Source organism: Proteus vulgaris (genome assembly GCF_011045815.1).
In the GTDB taxonomy this organism is placed as follows: domain Bacteria; phylum Pseudomonadota; class Gammaproteobacteria; order Enterobacterales; family Enterobacteriaceae; genus Proteus; species Proteus vulgaris_B.
Genome location: NZ_CP047344.1, coordinates 2,252,270 through 2,270,107 on the forward strand (window position 1 = coordinate 2,252,270; position 17,838 = coordinate 2,270,107).

13 protein-coding genes are annotated in these 17,838 nt (G+C 38.8%); 4 read left to right on the plus strand and 9 right to left on the minus strand.

Going from position 1 to position 17,838, the window contains the following annotated elements; genetic code table 11:
- The first annotated feature begins 172 nt into the window (after nt 1–172).
- Genes GTH24_RS10660 through GTH24_RS10670 form a run of 3 tightly spaced genes read left to right on the plus strand, consistent with a single transcriptional unit; the run spans nt 173 to nt 3,121 of the window.
- Entirely contained in the window at nt 173–619 is a 447-nt protein-coding gene (locus GTH24_RS10660; RefSeq protein ID WP_164526390.1) for a T6SS immunity protein Tli3 family protein, read from the plus strand.
- The gene (locus GTH24_RS10665; RefSeq protein WP_164526391.1) at nt 600–926 is read left to right on the plus strand and encodes a hypothetical protein; all 327 of its coding nucleotides are present in this window, start codon (nt 600–602) and stop codon (nt 924–926) included. The genes GTH24_RS10660 and GTH24_RS10665 overlap by 20 nt, the downstream gene beginning before the upstream one ends.
- Complete coding sequence (locus GTH24_RS10670) at nt 926–3,121, plus strand: T6SS effector phospholipase Tle3 domain-containing protein (RefSeq protein WP_164526392.1); 2,196 nt, start codon at nt 926–928, stop codon at nt 3,119–3,121. Before GTH24_RS10665 ends, GTH24_RS10670 begins: the two co-directional genes overlap by 1 nt.
- A 94-nt stretch (nt 3,122–3,215) precedes the next feature.
- Here GTH24_RS10670 and oppF read toward each other — a convergent pair whose 3' ends face one another.
- The 9 genes from oppF to nirB form a co-directional block, all read right to left on the minus strand.
- Nucleotides 3,216–4,223 (minus strand): murein tripeptide/oligopeptide ABC transporter ATP binding protein OppF, encoded by a 1,008-nt coding sequence (oppF, locus tag GTH24_RS10675; protein ID WP_072068286.1) that lies wholly within the window; start codon nt 4,221–4,223, stop codon nt 3,216–3,218.
- Entirely contained in the window at nt 4,220–5,206 is a 987-nt protein-coding gene (locus GTH24_RS10680; RefSeq protein WP_072068287.1) for an ABC transporter ATP-binding protein, read from the minus strand. Before GTH24_RS10680 ends, oppF begins: the two co-directional genes overlap by 4 nt.
- Before the next feature lie 10 nt (nt 5,207–5,216).
- Complete coding sequence (gene oppC, locus GTH24_RS10685; protein ID WP_072068288.1) at nt 5,217–6,125, minus strand: oligopeptide ABC transporter permease OppC; 909 nt, start codon at nt 6,123–6,125, stop codon at nt 5,217–5,219.
- A gap of 18 nt (nt 6,126–6,143) precedes the next feature.
- Nucleotides 6,144–7,064 carry an oligopeptide ABC transporter permease OppB gene (gene oppB, locus GTH24_RS10690; protein ID WP_023581988.1) on the minus strand — a complete coding sequence of 307 codons (921 nt, stop codon included), beginning with the start codon at nt 7,062–7,064 and terminating at the stop codon, nt 6,144–6,146.
- A gap of 77 nt (nt 7,065–7,141) precedes the next feature.
- Nucleotides 7,142–8,779 carry an oligopeptide ABC transporter substrate-binding protein OppA gene (oppA, locus tag GTH24_RS10695; RefSeq protein WP_072068289.1) on the minus strand — a complete coding sequence of 546 codons (1,638 nt, stop codon included), beginning with the start codon at nt 8,777–8,779 and terminating at the stop codon, nt 7,142–7,144.
- 271 nt (nt 8,780–9,050) lie between these two features.
- A complete protein-coding gene (locus GTH24_RS10700) occupies nt 9,051–10,688 on the minus strand; it encodes an ABC transporter substrate-binding protein (protein WP_164526393.1) in 1,638 nt (545 codons plus the stop codon).
- A 653-nt stretch (nt 10,689–11,341) separates the two neighbouring features.
- Nucleotides 11,342–12,724: a siroheme synthase CysG gene (gene cysG, locus GTH24_RS10705; protein ID WP_072068291.1), complete on the minus strand. Its 1,383-nt coding sequence runs from the start codon at nt 12,722–12,724 to the stop codon at nt 11,342–11,344.
- A gap of 15 nt (nt 12,725–12,739) precedes the next feature.
- Nucleotides 12,740–13,084 carry a nitrite reductase small subunit NirD gene (gene nirD / locus GTH24_RS10710; RefSeq protein WP_072068292.1) on the minus strand — a complete coding sequence of 115 codons (345 nt, stop codon included), beginning with the start codon at nt 13,082–13,084 and terminating at the stop codon, nt 12,740–12,742.
- Nucleotides 13,081–15,627 (minus strand): nitrite reductase large subunit NirB, encoded by a 2,547-nt coding sequence (gene nirB, locus GTH24_RS10715; protein WP_164526394.1) that lies wholly within the window; start codon nt 15,625–15,627, stop codon nt 13,081–13,083. The genes nirD and nirB overlap by 4 nt, the downstream gene beginning before the upstream one ends.
- Before the next feature lie 603 nt (nt 15,628–16,230).
- On the opposite strand from nirB, the gene GTH24_RS10720 reads away from it, so the two are divergent.
- On the plus strand, nt 16,231–17,796 hold the full coding sequence (locus tag GTH24_RS10720) for an ABC transporter substrate-binding protein (protein ID WP_164526395.1): 1,566 nt from the start codon (nt 16,231–16,233) through the stop codon (nt 17,794–17,796).
- Nucleotides 17,797–17,838 lie beyond the last annotated feature (42 nt).

The window sequence follows — 17,838 nt, forward strand, 5'->3', positions numbered from 1 at the left end:
AAACCAACCCGTTGGCTAAAACCTAAAGAATGCCTTGATGGCAGTCAAGAATGGCGTTCTATCACCCACATAGCCAAAATGGTGGGGAGCTCTATATGAAAAACCATTTTACAGTCATAAAACATCGGCAGATGCACATATAAATAAATCAGCATCACAGAAAGGACACCCCATGTTATTACATCAACTGAAACTTCCCTTACTGTTTATTTTGAGTGCCACGCTATTAACCGGTTGCTTATCATTAAAAGAAAAAGCCGCTATCAAAGCGGAACAAGATAGCGCCGAGCAACAACGTTTAATAGCCGAAGAGATTAAAAGTTATGGCCCTCCCACTGTCATTTATCGTATTGATGACCACCGCTTTTTTACCTTGGAGAAATATAATGAAAGGCGCAGTGGCTCGACGTATTACAACAATACTCAAAAAGGTATCCACCAAGAGATTATCCGTTCTTCAGCTTGCCGTTATCAAGGGCGTTTAATCTGGGCAACCGAGCGCGACGATGCTTTTGCTTTTCCGGGGGTATTGAGTCGTGTAACCAGTCGTTGCGCAGGAACAAAAACAGGTTGTGTTAACGCGATTCTTGTCACCCTTGATGGTGGAAAAAAACTTTAGGCCCACAAATGGGGGATTTGGTATTCACACTGACCACCCTGGTTACTACTCTTCTTTTTTCGATATCATCGTCACTGATGAGGGATTTTATTTAGGAGAAACCGCTGTCAGTCGCCGAGAAGCTAATGATGAATTAGCTAAACCTTGGTGGCGAAAATTTTATTTTGATCCCACCGATTCAAATTATGTTCATAGTAGTGTCGGGGATAAAGAATCTCCCTCTCCAACACTAAAAACCCCTTCAGGTCAAACCCGTTTTGATTGCAACGCCCCTTCTATTTATCCTATTTCACAGGCAGAAAAATGATGAGTAACAGCAAACCAACCCGTTGGCTAAAACCTAAAGAATGCCTTGATGGCAGTCAAGAATGGCGTTCTATCACCCATGCGACCAATATTGGGGCAGAAATCCATGCTAAACCTCATTTACCCGGAATTATTATTTTTGTTCATGGAGTTAATTCAGAAGGAGAGTGGTATGACGATGCTGAACGAGAACTGTGCAAAGGACTTAATGAAAGACTGAATCTTACTGGTACAGCTTATGAGTTGGAAAGGAATAAATATTACCAATCTAAGTTTATTTTAGATGAAAAAAATTATGATAATAGCCACTATGTTTATGAAGAGCCTATTCGAACCTTAACCGAGTTGGGTAATTCCCCCGTGATCCGTTTTTATTGGGGATATCGTGCAACTGATGACGATTTAGGCCAATATTGTATTCCATTAAAAAATAAAGCAGGAGAAAGCTATCATCGCTTAGTCAGTGAGATATTAGAGCCCGAATACAGTCATAAAGATGAAAGATATTGGACCCTTGAAGATATAAAAAAATACAATACTGTACAAGAATACCATTCCTTGCCTTACCGTAAAAAACGCCTCTTTATTAATGAAAAAATTAAACATAAAGGTCCTTTTTTCTGGGGCGGTGGGCCATTTCAAAATGGATGCAATAATTTAGTCAGTTTATGGAGTAAAAGTGGCTTTAGCAATCTCGCGATGTTATGGACCGTCATCCCCACCCCTATCCCTTTTAGTGTACAAGCCTTTAACCCTGAAACAGATAGGTTATTAACAAAGTCACCTCCTCGCCATTATTATGCTCATGCTGTAAAACGGTTAGCCAATTTAGTCGGGAAAATACGTAAAGATTATCCTTATGATACCGTTACCGTCATTTCACACAGCCAAGGTACCATGATAGCGTTAGCCGCAGCAGCAATTGCCCCCCCTGATAGTTTGTTTGTTTTAAATTCTCCTTATGCCACAGAAGATAATTTCTTAAATAGTTACTCTTATGTTTACAATGAAAACATTAATCAAGCACATCGAGAAGCCACACTTAAAGAAATCATTGATAAGATTGCAAAAAATAAAAATCGATTGAAAGAAGCCCCTTGTGGATATTCAGGTCTAATTGTTGGGCAGAGTGAAGATAAAAAAAGTTGGACTCCTGATGTCGTCATATATAAGGGAGAAAAACTTGATATTAGCGATAAAAGAAATATTGAAAAAAATAAGGAAAAATTAGCTAAAGGTGAAATGATTAAGGAAAGAGATAATCATGGGCGATTTTATATTTATTGTAATCCACACGATCGCGTAATGGGTTCATCACCATTAGAAAGTATTGGTTGGTGTCCACTTCCTAATATTACTCAAAAGGGACAAACGTCTCACCATCCACTATTTAGCCTTAAACATCCGCCCTATATCAGAATGTTAGCACGTAATACGCCTTGTGGTGAAAAGCCTAACCCATACACAATATTTACCGATACAAATGGGCGATTTAGTGACGGTAATATTTTCTGGGACAGTAATACCAAAACATTAGAAGGCTTCGCATGGCCAGCTCCTTCCGCTAATATGTCATTAAATATTAATGCCCCAGAAGTGCCTCACCCTATTACACCAGCCGAATTAGCAACATTTGATGAAGATTTTGCCGTAATAGAAAAAAAAGCGGAGAAACCAGCCCCTGAAATTAATATCAATGCTGATAATCAGAAAAAAGAGATACCTTTAGGTCAAGGTTATGGGCGAATTCTTTATGATGATGAATTAGATATCTACACTCCAAAAGATGCCGAATATTACTTCTATAAAGATCTCTATTCTTATCAACATCGTATTTGGGTAGAACTCACCCCAGAAGAGAGAAAAATACTCCAGAATAACCCACTATTAGATCCTCAAGATAAAAATACAACCTCAAAATATGAAACCTTAGAAGAGATGAGAACACGTATTCGCGAATATAATCAACGCCCTACTGACCATGGTACATTACCAAGAAATTCACTGTTTCTTCGTCGTGTAGTCACTTATGATTTACCTATTGGTTATTGTGAAATAGGTAGAAACCCAGAAAGAATGGATGAGTTAAGAAAATATGCGGATTGGCTAAGTGGCTTAGATATCTATATGGAAAAAGGCGAATTAGATTTACCAAAGATGCCCGATATTATCGAAGATCCGTTAAAGAGAAAATAATAATAAATGTCCAATATTCTGCATGTTAAAAATAAGAAGCCCGCTTGAATTTATTCAAGCGGGCTTCTTATCTTATCAACACTATTTAGTTACATTAAAGCGGATCCACTTTTAAGCAAGAGACGGCATGGCGGAAACTTCCCTCTAATAAAGGACGTGTTTTTGCACATTCTTCATCCGCCATTGGGCAACGTGTACGGAATATACAACCTGATGGTGGATTAATCGGTGAAGGTAACTCGCCTTCCAATAAATCAATGTGCTTATTACGCTCTTTATCGGGATCAGGAATAGGCACTGCTGACATCAACGCTTTGGTATAAGGGTGTAATGGATGATGATAAACTTCATCATAGGTTCCTAATTCTACAGCATGCCCTAAATACATCACCAAGACACGATCAGAAATATGTTTTACCACAGCCAGATCGTGGGCAATAAAGATCAGCGATAACCCCATCTCTTTTTGAATATCTTTCAGCAAGTTAACCACTTGAGCCTGAATTGATACGTCTAATGCAGAAACGGGCTCATCACAAATCACCAATTTAGGCTCTAGAATTAATGCGCGAGCAATACCGATACGTTGACACTGTCCTCCTGAAAATTCGTGAGGATAACGGTTAATTAAGTTTGGCAATAATCCGACTCGCATCATCATTGCTTTCACTTTTTCAACCACTTGCGCCTGTTTCATTTTAGGGTGATAGGTTTTTAAGGGTTCAGCAATAATGTCGCCAATCGTCATTCTTGGGTTTAAGGAAGCCAGTGGATCTTGGAAAATCATTTGAATATCTTGGCGAATATCGCGCCATTGTTTATTACCCATTCCCAATAAATCATTGCCTAACCAAGTGACTGTCCCCCCAGAGGCTTTGACTAACCCAATAATGGCACGCGCAAATGTCGATTTACCACAACCAGATTCACCAACAACCCCTAATGTTTCACCTTCATATAAACGCAATGTGACACCATCAACGGCTTTGAGGCTTTTTTTCGCTTTCCAAAACCACTGTTTATTATCTTGAACATCGAAATAAACTTTTAAGTCATTCACTTCTAGAATAACTTTTCTATCTTGTAATGTGGCCTGCGTCATACCAATTCCTCCACCGCTTTAAAACAGGCTCGTAATCGCCCTTGTGCAAATTGCGCTAATTCAGGCTCATGCGACAAACATTGCTCTGTTGCATACTGACAGCGTGGTTGGAATGGACAACCTTTTGGTAAACGCAATAAGTTAGGAGGATTACCCGGAATAGTCGCTAGTCGCTCATCTTCACCGTCTAAACGCGGAACGGCTTGTAGCAACCCGATAGAATAAGGGTGTGAGGGTTGATAAAAAATATCACGCGCATTCCCATATTCCATAGTGCGCCCTGCATACATTACCAATACTTTATCGCAAATCCCCGCAACAACCCCTAAGTCATGGGTGATCATAATAATTGCGGTGTTTAAATCATTTTTAAGCTCATTTAGCAGTGTCATGATTTGTGCTTGAACCGTCACATCAAGTGCCGTTGTCGGCTCATCAGCAATTAACAGTTTAGGCTTACACAGTAATGCCATTGCAATCATGACACGTTGACGCATCCCACCTGAAAATTCATGAGGGTACATACTCATTCGTTTATGTGCTTCAGGCATTTTTACGGCATCTAACATACGAACTGATTCCGCATAAGCATCATTTTTACTCATGCCTTTATGCAGCATCAAAACTTCAATAAGCTGTGCGCCGACTTTCATATAAGGATTTAATGAAGTCATTGGATCTTGGAATATCATGGATATTTCTTCAGCGCGCATTTTATTTAATTCGCTTTGACGAAGATTTAAGATCTCACGGCCATTAAAATTGGCACTACCCGCTGTACGACCATTTTTCGCTAATAATCCCATCAAAGCAAAAGCTGTTTGCGATTTACCTGAACCCGATTCACCAACAATGCCTAAGGTTTCACCTGCTGATAATTCAAAATTCAGCTTATTCACTGCCGTAACGTCACCATCAGCGGTACCAAAAGTGACACTGAGATCTTTAACACTTAATAACGACTTATTTGTTGTATTTGTCATTTGGTTCTCCTTAACGATCTTTCGGATCTAATGCGTCACGTAAGCCATCACCGATAAAGTTAAAGCAAAACAGTGTGACAACTAAGAACGAAGCCGGGAAAAGAATCAACCAAGGAGAAACTTCCATTGAGTTTGCACCATCACTTAATAGTGCACCCCAACTGCTTAATGGCTCTTGTGTTCCTAAACCTAAGAAACTTAAAAAGGATTCGAATAAAATCATGCTAGGCACTAATAACGAGGCGTAAACAACCACTACACCTAATACGTTAGGAACAATATGTCTTAGCACGATATTGCGTGATGAAACACCACATACCAGCGCAGCTTCAATAAATTCTTTACGTTTTAGACTTAAAGTTTGTCCTCTTACGATACGTGCCATATCAAGCCAAGACACCATGCCGATAGCAACAAAAATCAGTAGGATATTTTGACCAAAAAATGTCACCAGTAAGATAACAAAGAACATAAATGGGAATGAGTTTAATATTTCGAGTAAGCGCATCATTATTGAGTCAACACGCCCACCAATATAACCTGCCATTGCGCCATAAAGTGTGCCAACAATGACCGCAACAAAGGCTGCTGCAATACCCACCATTAATGAAATACGTCCACCAATCGCAACACGGACTAATAAGTCACGACCCGATGAGTCAGTACCAAAATAGTGAGAAGAGGCAAAATCAGGTGCCATTGACATCATTTCCCAATCAGTATCGTCATAAAGAAATGGTGATAACATGGGGGCAAAAATAACAAATAATATAATAAAGAAAAGCAATACAAGGCTCGTGATCGCGGCTTTATTGTGCATAAAACGACGACGAGCATCTTGCCATAAACTACGACCTTCAATATCTAGCTGCTCCGAGAAATTCCCCAGAGCTTCGCTGTTTTCCTTCAGTGATAACATAACGCGCTCCAGTATCTATTAATAACGAATTTTCGGATCAATAACGGCATATAAAATATCGACAATAGCATTAAAGAAAATCGTTAATGCACCGACGATAATGGTTAAACTTAATACCAATGAGTAATCTCGGTTTAAAGCACCATTAACGAAAAGTTGTCCGATACCCGGCAATCCAAAGATGGTTTCAATAACCATTGAGCCCGTAATAATACCGACGAATGCAGGCCCCATATAAGAGATAACAGGTAGCAACGCAGGTTTTAAAGCATGACGCAGTACAATTCTTTTCATCGGCAAGCCTTTCGCTTTTGCCGTTCTGATAAAGTTTGAGTGTAAAACTTCAATCATTGAACTACGGGTAATACGCGAGATGCTAGCAATGTAAGAAAGCGATAGCGCAATCATAGGCAACAACATATATTGCACTGCGCCACCATTCCAACCTCCTGCTGGTAACCACCTTAAGGTAATAGCAAAAATAAGCACTAGCAGTGGTGCGACAACAAAACTCGGTATTACAACCCCCGTCATGGCAAAAGTCATGACGGTATAATCCCATTTGGTGTTCTGATTCAGTGCCGCGATCACGCCTGCCCCCACACCTAAAATTACGGCAAAAATAAATGCCGACAGCCCTAATTTAGCTGAAACAGGGAATGCTTTACCGACTAAGGTGTTTACACTGTAGTCTTTATATTTAAAAGAAGGCCCTAAATCCCCTTTCGATAGCTGAATTAAATAATCGAAATATTGCTTATAAATGGGATCATTTAAATGGTATTTCGCTTCAATATTTGCCATTACCTCAGGCGGGAGTTTTCTTTCACCCGTAAAAGGACTACCCGGCGCTAAGCGCATCATAAAAAACGAAATCGTTATTAGAATAAATAGAGTCGGTATCGCTTCCAAAAAGCGACGAAAAATAAATTTGAGCATTGCCCGTTCCTATAACACAAACCTATTCAGGCGTGACGATAAAAAGACCTTGCCTTAAAAAGCAAGGTCTCGCCCGATTACTTAGCAATAATGTACAAGTCTTTAGTATGTAAATTATCTAATGGATCTTTACCTGAATAACCACCCACATAAGGTTTAACTAAACGGGTGTTTACATAGTAGTAAAGCGGAACAATCGCCGAATCTTTATCTAATACGCCTTCAGCTTTTTGATAAATTGCGGCACGTTCATCATCAGATTTCACACGTAAAGACTCTTTGATCAATGCGTCAAATTCTGTGTTTTTATAGTGAACCGTGTTGTTACTGCTGTAAGACAGCATCATGTTCAGGAATGAAGAAGGTTCGTTATAATCTGCACACCAGCCCGCACGTGCAACATCATAAGTTCCTTGGTGACGTGTATCTAAGAACGTTTTCCACTCTTGGTTTTCAAGAGAAACATCGGCACCTAAGTTTTTCTTCCAAATTGAAGAAGCGGCGATCGCAACTTTTTTATGTAAGTCAGATGTATTGTACAGAAGCTTAAATTTCAGTGGATTTGCTTTGTTATAGCCAGCCTCTTCTAATAATTGGCGTGCTTTTTCATTGCGTTGTTCTTGTGTCCAAGTCGCAAACCATTCTGGTTTGTTCTCTTTAATACCATCAGTAAATGGAGGGGTAAAGCCGTAAGCTGGGATATCACCTTGGTTTTTCACTTTATAAGTGATGATATCTCTATCCATTGACAGTTTCAGTGCTTCACGGACACGAGGATCGTTAAACGGAGCTTTCTCATTATTAATTTCATAATAATAAGTACATAAATATGGGCTTATACGCAATTCATCCGGGATCTCTTTTTTCAATTTTTGGAAAAGCTCGATGGGTAAATTGCTATATGTCATGTCGATTTCACCCGCACGATAGCGGTTTACGTCGGTGACTTCTGATGAGATAGGTAAGAATGTGACTTTATTAATAACGGTATTTTTATTATCCCAATAGGTTGGGCTGCGCTCTAAAACAATGCGTTCGTTAACTGTCCAGTCTTTTAAATTATAAGCGCCGTTACCGACGAAATTAGCAGGTTGAGTCCATTTTTCGCCAAATTTTTCTATCACTTTTTGGTTAACTGGCGACATGGAGGAGTGAGCTAATAATTTTGGTAAATAAGGCACTGCTTCTGATAATGTCACTTCTAATGTGTTGTTATCTAATGCCTTAACTCCTAATTCAGTGGCTTTTTTCTTACCGGCGATAATATCGTCGATATTGACGATATGCGCATATTGTAGATAACTTTCATAAGGAGATGCTGTATTAGGATCTGCTAAACGTTGCCAGCTATAAACGAAATCCTGTGCTGTAACAGGTTCGCCATTTGACCATTTAGCGCCTTCACGAATTTTGAATGTCCAAACGGTGAAGTCTTTATTTTCCCAACTAGTTGCTGAGCCGGGTAAAATTTCACCATCTGGGCCAACAATAGTAACGCCTTCGAAGAGATCACGTGCTAATGCAGATTCAGGCACACCTTCGATTTTATGAGGATCAAGTGATTGTGGTTCAGAGCCATTATTACGAACAAGCACTTGTTTTTCAGCTAATTTTACCCCGTCAGGAACAACCGCAGCGTTAGCTGTTAGCGCTGACAATCCAAAGATTGCGCTTATTGCAATCGCCAACGCACTCTTTTTAGTTAAATTACTCATCTTATAAAATACTCCCAGTTAGTGAGTTGGTTGTTAGACAACCATTCTGTGATGTTCAGTTGTGTTTTAGAACGGTTTACACAACTTATTGTTTTTACAAAAAATAAATCAAACTTACTTAATTGCCATCAGTGCTTAATTGCCTGATAACATTATAATTTTTTTATGCCGTTATCTTTTTCGTGTAGCTTTTTTATTTTTTACTACGATTAAAGTCACTTTTAATCATTTAAATCGCACATAACTATAGAATACCGATAATTTACCAGTTTTAGTTATCTACCTTTATAAAATAGCGCTTTAAGTCCGTATAATCAAAGGGGTCTTTGCCTGTAAATCCACCTACTTTTGGACTCACTAATCTAACACTGACACGATAATAAACAGGTACTATCGCAGAATCCTTATCTAGCAAGGCTTCAGCGCGTTGATAGAGTTGATGACGTGCACCATTATCGAGTGCAAGTAGTGCATTATTTAATGTGTCGTCATAGGCTTTATTTTCATAAAAAATCGTATTTAGGCTACTTTTAGAAAGAAATGAGTTTAAAAATGAAGTTGGTTCATTGTAATCTGCACACCATGTTGCTCTAGCAACTTGGTAATTGCCCTGATTACGATTTTCTAGCGCTGTTTTCCATTCTTGATTTTGCAACGTGACATTGGCGCCAATACTTTTTTTCCACATTGATGCAGCGGCAATAGCTTGTTGTTTATTTTGATCTGAAGTGTTGTAAAGCAATGTGAAAGTCAGCGGATTTTCACTGTCAAACCCAGCCTCTTTTAATAACTCACGCGCCCTTTCATTACGTTGTTGTTGTGTCCAGTATGCCCATTTAGGTGGCTTAAAATTACCATTACCAATAAAAGATGGCGTAAAAGAGTAAGCAGGGATTTGGCCTTGTCCCATTATTTTTTCGGCGATCACTTGCCTATCAAGTGTTAATTTCACAGCTTCCCGAACTCGGGCGTCATCAAAAGGCGCTTTTTTATTATTGAGTTCATAATAAAAGGTACATAGATAAGGCGTAACGTGTAAATTATCAGGCTGCTCTTGCTTCATTTTTTTATAAAGAACTGGAGGAATAGCGCTGTTGGTAATATCAATTTCACCACTACGATAACGGTTAATATCACTGGTTTCTGAACTAATTGGTAAAAACGTGGCTTGCTCAATAATGGTATTTTTATTATCCCAATAAAGTGGGTTTCGCGTTAAAGTTACCTTTTCATTCACAATCCAATTATCAATGATATAAGCCCCATTACCGACAAAATTTTCTGGGCGAGTCCAATTAACACCGTATTTTTCAACAATCTCTTTTTTAACAGGCTTTAATGATGTATGACTGACCATATCAACCAAATAAGGAATTGGTTTGGTTAAATTGACTTGCAAAGTGTGGGGATCTATCGCTTTCACACCTAATGTTTCGGGGGATTTTTTGCCACTAAGAATATCTGCAACATTTTCAACATAAGCATATTCGAGATAACTGGCATAAGGTGAACCAGTTTTAGGATCTACCAATCGACGCCAACTATAAACAAAATCTTCGGCTGTTACTGGCGTCCCATCACTCCATTTGGCATCTTCTCTCAAATAGAATGTCCACACCTTGTTATCATCAGTTTCCCAGCGCAGCGCAACGCCCGGCATGCTATCACCATTAGGCCCCACATAAGTCAGACCTTCTAATAAATTCAAAATAATATTACCTTCAGGCGCGCCTTCTACTTTATGGGGATCAAGTGACGAAACCTCGGTACCATTATTAATAACAATATGTTGTTGTTTTGCCAGAATAATGCCTTCAGGAGGAGTCACGGCATGAGAAAAAAAGGAGGTTAAGGCAAGTGATATAACACCAACTGGAAACATCATCGTTAACACAGCTTTATTTTTCATGGGTACCTCTCCTAATAAACAGTAATTTATAGCGGGGTCGCTCAATTAACGATTTGCATCGCTGTTAAATTTTGATTGTAATAATGACTATTCTTAAACATTTTAAGATCTAGACAAGATAGAAAGTGATAACAACACGCTTCTTTTTTACACTTATCGTAAATTTTGTCAATTAATGCGATATTCTTATCACTTAACTTTATTTAGCCCTCAAGGGTTCTATCTTAGAAAAATAAAAAACAAATATCACAAGAGGTAAAACAACAAATAAACATTTAATTAACATCACGCAAGTTTTATAGATAGAAAACCTACGTAGCTCACAGAATTAATATAATCAGGAAGGGTTTTATGCAACTTACAGAACTTTATGATGCATTATAAGTAAAGAGTTTCTGTTTGAAATTAATTAAAAATAACGATAAATTGAGCTTTAGATTAAATAATAATTCCAACCTAAAAATTACCGTAGATTATTAAATATTCACTTTTATTATTTATTTTTAATTTTTAATCTAATTGTTTAATTGAAATGAAATGAAAAAATATTTTCATATATATTTCTATGCATTAGATAAAAAACCTCTTTAATATACATATTGAATATTAAAGAGGTTTTTTTATTTTATAACGACAACTTCAATTTTTTTCAGCTATTTAGCTGATTTTGATTGAAACCATTGTAGCTTATCATTCAACTTAACAACTTCTCCCACAATAATCAGTGCTGGACTTTCCATTGTTTCTGCCATCTGTGCTAGTTGATGTAATTGCCCAGTAATCACTTTTTGTGTTGTTAATGTTCCTTTTTCGATAATAGCAACAGGCATCGTCGCACACATGTTTTGACTGAGTAACATTTGCTGAATGTAATGGACTTTACTCAATCCCATATAAAAAACCAATGTTTGATTCTCTTGCGCAATACATTGCCACTGGGCTTCATTTAACCCTTTTCCATGCCCTGTAATAAAACGAACGCTTTGCGCATAATCTCGATGTGTTAAAGGAATACCCGCGTAAGTTGTACAGCCTGATGCAGCCGTAATACCAGGGATCACTGAAAATGGAATACGATGTTCAATCAAAGCTTCTAACTCTTCACTGCCTCGACCAAAAATAAAGGGATCGCCTCCTTTTAATCTCACCACTCGTTTTCCCGCAGTGGCTTCTTTGATTAAAATTTGATTAATTTCGTCTTGAGGAACACAGTGAAAACCCGCTTGCTTACCAACATAAATGCGCTGCGCATCTCTACGAACAAGAGCCATAACCTCATCAGAAACGAGTCTATCGTAAACCACTACATCTGCTTGCTGACATTGTTGTAAACCTTTTATTGTCATTAAGCCTGCATCACCTGGCCCCGCACCGACTAAAACAACACTGCCTTGAGGTTGTTTATTTTCAGATAATAGTGCGCTGATACGTTGCTGGATACCGTCGTTTCTTTGTGCTTCTATTTCAGCTTGTAATGATTTATCCGCAAAAAACTGCTCCCAAAAATAACGTCTTGCACTCATTGATGAAAAACGCTGTTTTATTTTATCTCGTAATTTTCCGGCAAGTTGTGCTAGCTCACCAAGATAATTAGGGAGGAGTTGTTCAATTTTTTCTCGCAAAATGCGGGCTAATACAGGAGCTTTTCCGCCCGATGAAATCGCTACCACAATGGGGGAACGATCTATGACAGACGGCATAATAAAGCTGGCTTGCTCTGGTGAATCAACCACATTACAAAATATCTGTTTTTCTGTTGCTGTTTGAAAAACCTGTTGATTCACTTGCTCACTATCTGTCGCTGCAATAACAAGCCATTTGCCAGACAGATAATCAGCCGTAAATAGCCCTGTAACACAGTTTAGTTTTTGCTCGGTATGCCATTGCATAAACTGCCTTGTAAATGAAGGGGCGATGACAGAAATAATGGCCCCTGCCTCCATAAGCAATCTGGCTTTACGTTCAGCAATCTCACCGCCTCCCACTAATAAACAAGGTTTATCTTTGAGCTGACAGAATATTGGAAAGTAATCCATATTCATTCCCCCTATTTATTGAGATGATTTATTACGGCCGCGTACACTAACAGTATTACCTTCAACCTTGACATCAAAATGTGTGATTGAAAAACGCTCATCTTCAAGGCAAAAACCATCCGTTAAACGAAAATGCTGTTTTTTTAGCGGGCTGACGATATACAACTCGTTTTCATGTTCAGCAATTAATCCTCGAGATAGAACACTGGAATGTGCAAAAGGATCGATATTGCTTAACGCATATAAACGTGCATCAGAATAAGGGCGAAAAATGGCAACGTGATCTTGCTCCACCAGCGCACAAACACCCGTTCCTGGTGTAATATCATCTAATTGGCAAACCGCTATCCATTGACTCATGATTGCACCTCCTCAGTAACCAATTTGATATCAATACGTTCATGTAAACGTGCGGGACGGTGTTGGAATCGTTCTTTTACCGTTTGCACTGTCGGATCAGGCATTGGATTATTAATAAAGTGGGCAAAACGTTTTAATGCTTTTGGAGAATCAACCGTTTCTTTCCATTCACAAGCGACTCGCTCTTGTAAGGCTTTCAGTTCTTTTTCTAACTGCGTATTTAAGCCTAACTTGTCATGAATAATAACATCACGTAAATATTCAATTCCCCCTTCTAAATTATCTAACCATACTGAGGTTCGTTGTAGCTTATCTGCCGTACGGATATAAAACATCATAAAGCGGTCGATATAATGCACTAAGGTTTCTTCATCAAGATCCGAAGCAAAGAGATCCCCATGGCGTGGCTTCATACCACCATTTCCGCCAAAATAGAGGTTCCAGCCTTTGTCGGTGGCAATTATACCGACGTCTTTTCCTTGTGCTTCAGAACATTCTCGGGTGCAACCTGATACACCAAATTTCATTTTATGAGGCGTTCTAATACCTTTATAACGATGCTCTAGCGCAACCCCCAAACCAACACTATCACCAACGCCAAAACGGCACCAACTACTCCCTACACATGTTTTTACCATACGCAATGCTTTCGCGTAGGCATGACCTGTTTCAAAACCTGCTGCAATTAATTTTTCCCAAATAGCAGGCAGATCCTGTTTATGAGCACCGAACATTGCCATTCGTTGCGAGCCAGTAATTTTGGTATACAAATTATATTTTTGAGCGATTTGCCCAATAGCTATAATACCAGCGGGTGTAATTTCACCACCGGGAGAGCGAGGAATAATGGAATAAGTCCCATCTTTTTGCATATTTGCGAGAAAGTTATCATTAGTATCTTGTAGAGAAACTAAATCATCACTCAAGATGTACTCATTCCAACATGAGGCAAGCAATGACCCCACTGTAGGTTTACACACTTCACAGCCATAACCTTGACCATGTTTTGTCAGCAGTTCATCAAAACTTTTCAGACCTTCTACACGAATAAGATGATAAAGTTCTTGGCGTGAATAGTGAAAATGCTCACAAAGATGGTGATTAACTTCAATACCTTGTTTGGCTAATTCAGCATTTAAGACTTGAGTCACAAGAGGAATACAACCACCACACCCTGTACCGGCTTTAGTTTCAGCTTTAATGGCAGCAACGGTATGACAACCTCGTTCAATTGCTTGAATAATGTCGCCTTTTGTCACATCAAAACAAGAGCAGATTTGTGCTGTTTCAGGTAAGGAGTCAACTCCGATTGCAGGCTTACTTCCTGCATGTGCCGGTAAAATTAAGGAATCAGGGTGCTCTGGTAATTCAATAGTATTGAGTGATAACTGTAGAAGATTGCCATAATCTTCGGTATCTCCCACTAATACAGCCCCTAATAAGTATTTGTTATCTTCACTAACTATCAGACGTTTATAAATTTCTTTGCCTTCGTCCAGATAAATATAGCTACGGCACCCTACTTGATGTCCATGAGCATCACCAATACCGCCGACATCGACACCGAGAAGTTTTAATTTGGCACTTAAATCAGCCCCTTGAAAAACAGAGTGATGGCCTAATAAATTATCGACGGCAACTTGTGCCATTTTGTAGCCCGGAGCCACTAACCCGAAAGTTTTATTTTGCCAAGATGCACATTCACCAATAGCATAAATATCAGGATCTGTTGTTTGGCAATAATCATTAATAACAATGCCGCCTCTTGGGGCAATATCTAAATTACATTGACGAGCCAGTTTATCTTTCGGGCGAATACCTGTGGAGAACACAATAAAGTCAACTTCAAGAAAACTACCATCTGCAAATTGCAGTGTTTTACGTGCATTTTCACCTGTCGATAATATTTCTTGTGTGTTTTTAGAGGTATGCACTTTCACACCCATACGCTCTATTTTTCGCTTAAGTTGCTCACCACCTAATGTATCAAGTTGTTCTGCCATTAAGGTTGGGGCAAATTCAATAACATGAGTTTCAATACCTAAACTTTTTAGCGCACCTGCGGCTTCTAATCCTAAAAGTCCACCGCCAATTACCGCGCCTTTACGGCTAATACGTGCGCAAGATTCGATGGCATTTAAATCTTCAATAGTTCGATAAACAAAGCAATCTGGTGAGTTATTTCCCTTAATAGGGGGAACCCATGGATAAGAGCCTGTTGCCATCACTAACTTATCGTAACTGACACAACGCCCTGTATTGGTGTGTACCACTTTTTCTTCACGATTGATGGTTATCACTCGTTCACCAATTAATACTTCTATTTGGTGTTTCTCATAATATCCTTGCTTAACTAAAGAGAGTTCTTCAGCGGTGTGATGGGAGAAATAAGAGGAGAGATGGACTCTATCATATGCAACGCGAGGTTCTTCACAAAAGACGACAATATTAAATTCTTCATTGCCACCTTTATCAATCAATTCTTCGATATAACGGTGCCCCACCATACCGTTACCGATGATTGCGAGTGTTTTCTTGCTCATTTTTGCCTCAGATTTAAAGATTTCTAAGGCTAAAATACGAAACTACTCATAAGGAATGTTGATGAATATCAAATACAGCTTAATCAATTCAGCTACTACAACTTAATAGTCAATCAATTACTACTAAAGGAGTATTTGGTTCTTCTCATCTTGCGGTTAATTATTCTTCTACCATAATTAATCTTAATTGCTTATAACCAAGCGTTATATGTAAGCGTAATTAAAACTTTGCGCATCGGTCACGTTTTGCCTAAGTTTATTTCACAAAGTAATAATAGTTAGAGTGTGTTAACCTTTTCTGCTTATTTTTACAGCAAGAAAAGCGTGTAAAACAACCTACTCAACGAGTATGAACATTGATTAACATTAACAATGTCCACTTAAGATAAAAACAAGCGTTAAAACTGCCCTACAGGTTCGATTAAAAGACGTTTTACTCATTTTATTCTGCGTTGAGAAACGCTAGCTTAGTTCACTAGACTAGCATTTCTCACCTTGCCTAAAATGCTTTTAATTCGAATGAAAATCGACCATCAAAGGCTAACACGCTCTAATAAGTTATTAACATAACGATTTTAGCGACACCGTTTCAGGGAGCGTCTCATGAAAGCAAAATTATTATCATTATTCGTTGTGGGTGCCCTTTCCGTCCCGGCATTTGCAGCAACACCTGCTAATACATTAATTGTGGTTCAAGGGCTTGATGATATTGTCAGTCTTGATCCCGCTGAAAGTAATGAACTGTCTAGTATTCAGACTGTGCCTAGTTTGTATCAGCGTATTGTTCAACCTAATCGCGATAACCCTGAAATTAATGAACCGATTTTAGTTGAAAGCTGGCAAGCCAATCCTGAACAAAAATCTATCGTATTTAAAATTAAACCTGATGCAAAATTTGCATCAGGTAACACAGTTCGCCCTGAAGATATTATCTTCTCTTATCAGCGTGCGATCACCATGAATAAATCACCCGCCTTTATTCTAAATGTCTTAGGCTGGAAAGCAGATAACATTAATTCATTATTGAAAAAAGTCAGTGATAATGAATTAGAAGTACGTTGGATAGCCGATGTCAGCCCTGATGTTGTGCTAAATATCCTCTCAACCCCAATTGCTTCTATTATTGATGAAAAGCTGGTTTCTGCTCACGTTAAAAATAATGACTTTGGGAATAGCTGGCTGAAAATGAATTCAGCAGGAAGTGGCGCATACAAAATGCGTGCTTATCAACCTCGCCAAGCGATTGTGTTAGAAGCTAACCCTCTCTCACCAACTGGCGCACCTAAAATGGCGAATATCATTATTAAAAACGTACCTGATCCAGCATCTCGTCGTTTATTGATTGAAAAAGGTGATGCAGATATTGCTCGAGGACTGGGTACAGACCAAACAGCAGCACTGTCTGGCAAAGCTGGTATTCAAATTTTAGATATTCCTTCCGCAGAGCAAGTTTATTTGGCTTTTAATACCGCAAGTGGAAACCCTGCGCTTAGTAACCCCGCATTTTGGGAGGCATCTCGTTATTTAGTTGACTACAAAGGTATTACTGAAGATTTAATGCGTGGGCAGTATTTTATTCACCAAAGCTTTTTGCCCGTGGGTTTACCGGGTGCATTAAAAGATAATCCATTCACCTTTGATCCCGAAAAAGCGAAGGCAATTTTAGCCAAAGCAGGCATTACCAATGCTCGCTTTACATTAGATGTTGAGAATAAAGTCCCTTACATTACAGTGGCGCAATCTATTCAGGCAAGCTTTGCTCAAGCGGGTGTACAAGTAGACTTATTACCAGCGGCTGGTAGCCAAGTGTATAGCCGTGTGCGCGCGAAACAACACCAAGCCGCGATTCGTTTTTGGATCCCAGACTATTTTGATGCACATTCAAATGCGAGTGCCTTTGCTTATAACGACGGACAATCCAATACTGTTGCTTGGTTAAATGGTTGGAAAATCCCTGAACTAAGCCAAAAAACATTAGTGGCGCTGAATGAGGCAGACAAGACAAAGCGTCAATCACTCTATACTGAAATGCAAAAAGAGTTACAACGTAGTTCACCTTATGTCTTTATCGATCAAGGTAAAAACCAAATCGTCATGCGCGATAATGTTAAAGGTTATGCCCAAGGTCTAAATGCAGATATGGTTTATTATGACAAAGTAACTAAGTAATTAAGTAATTAAGTAATTAAGTAATTAAGTAATATTTTTTCC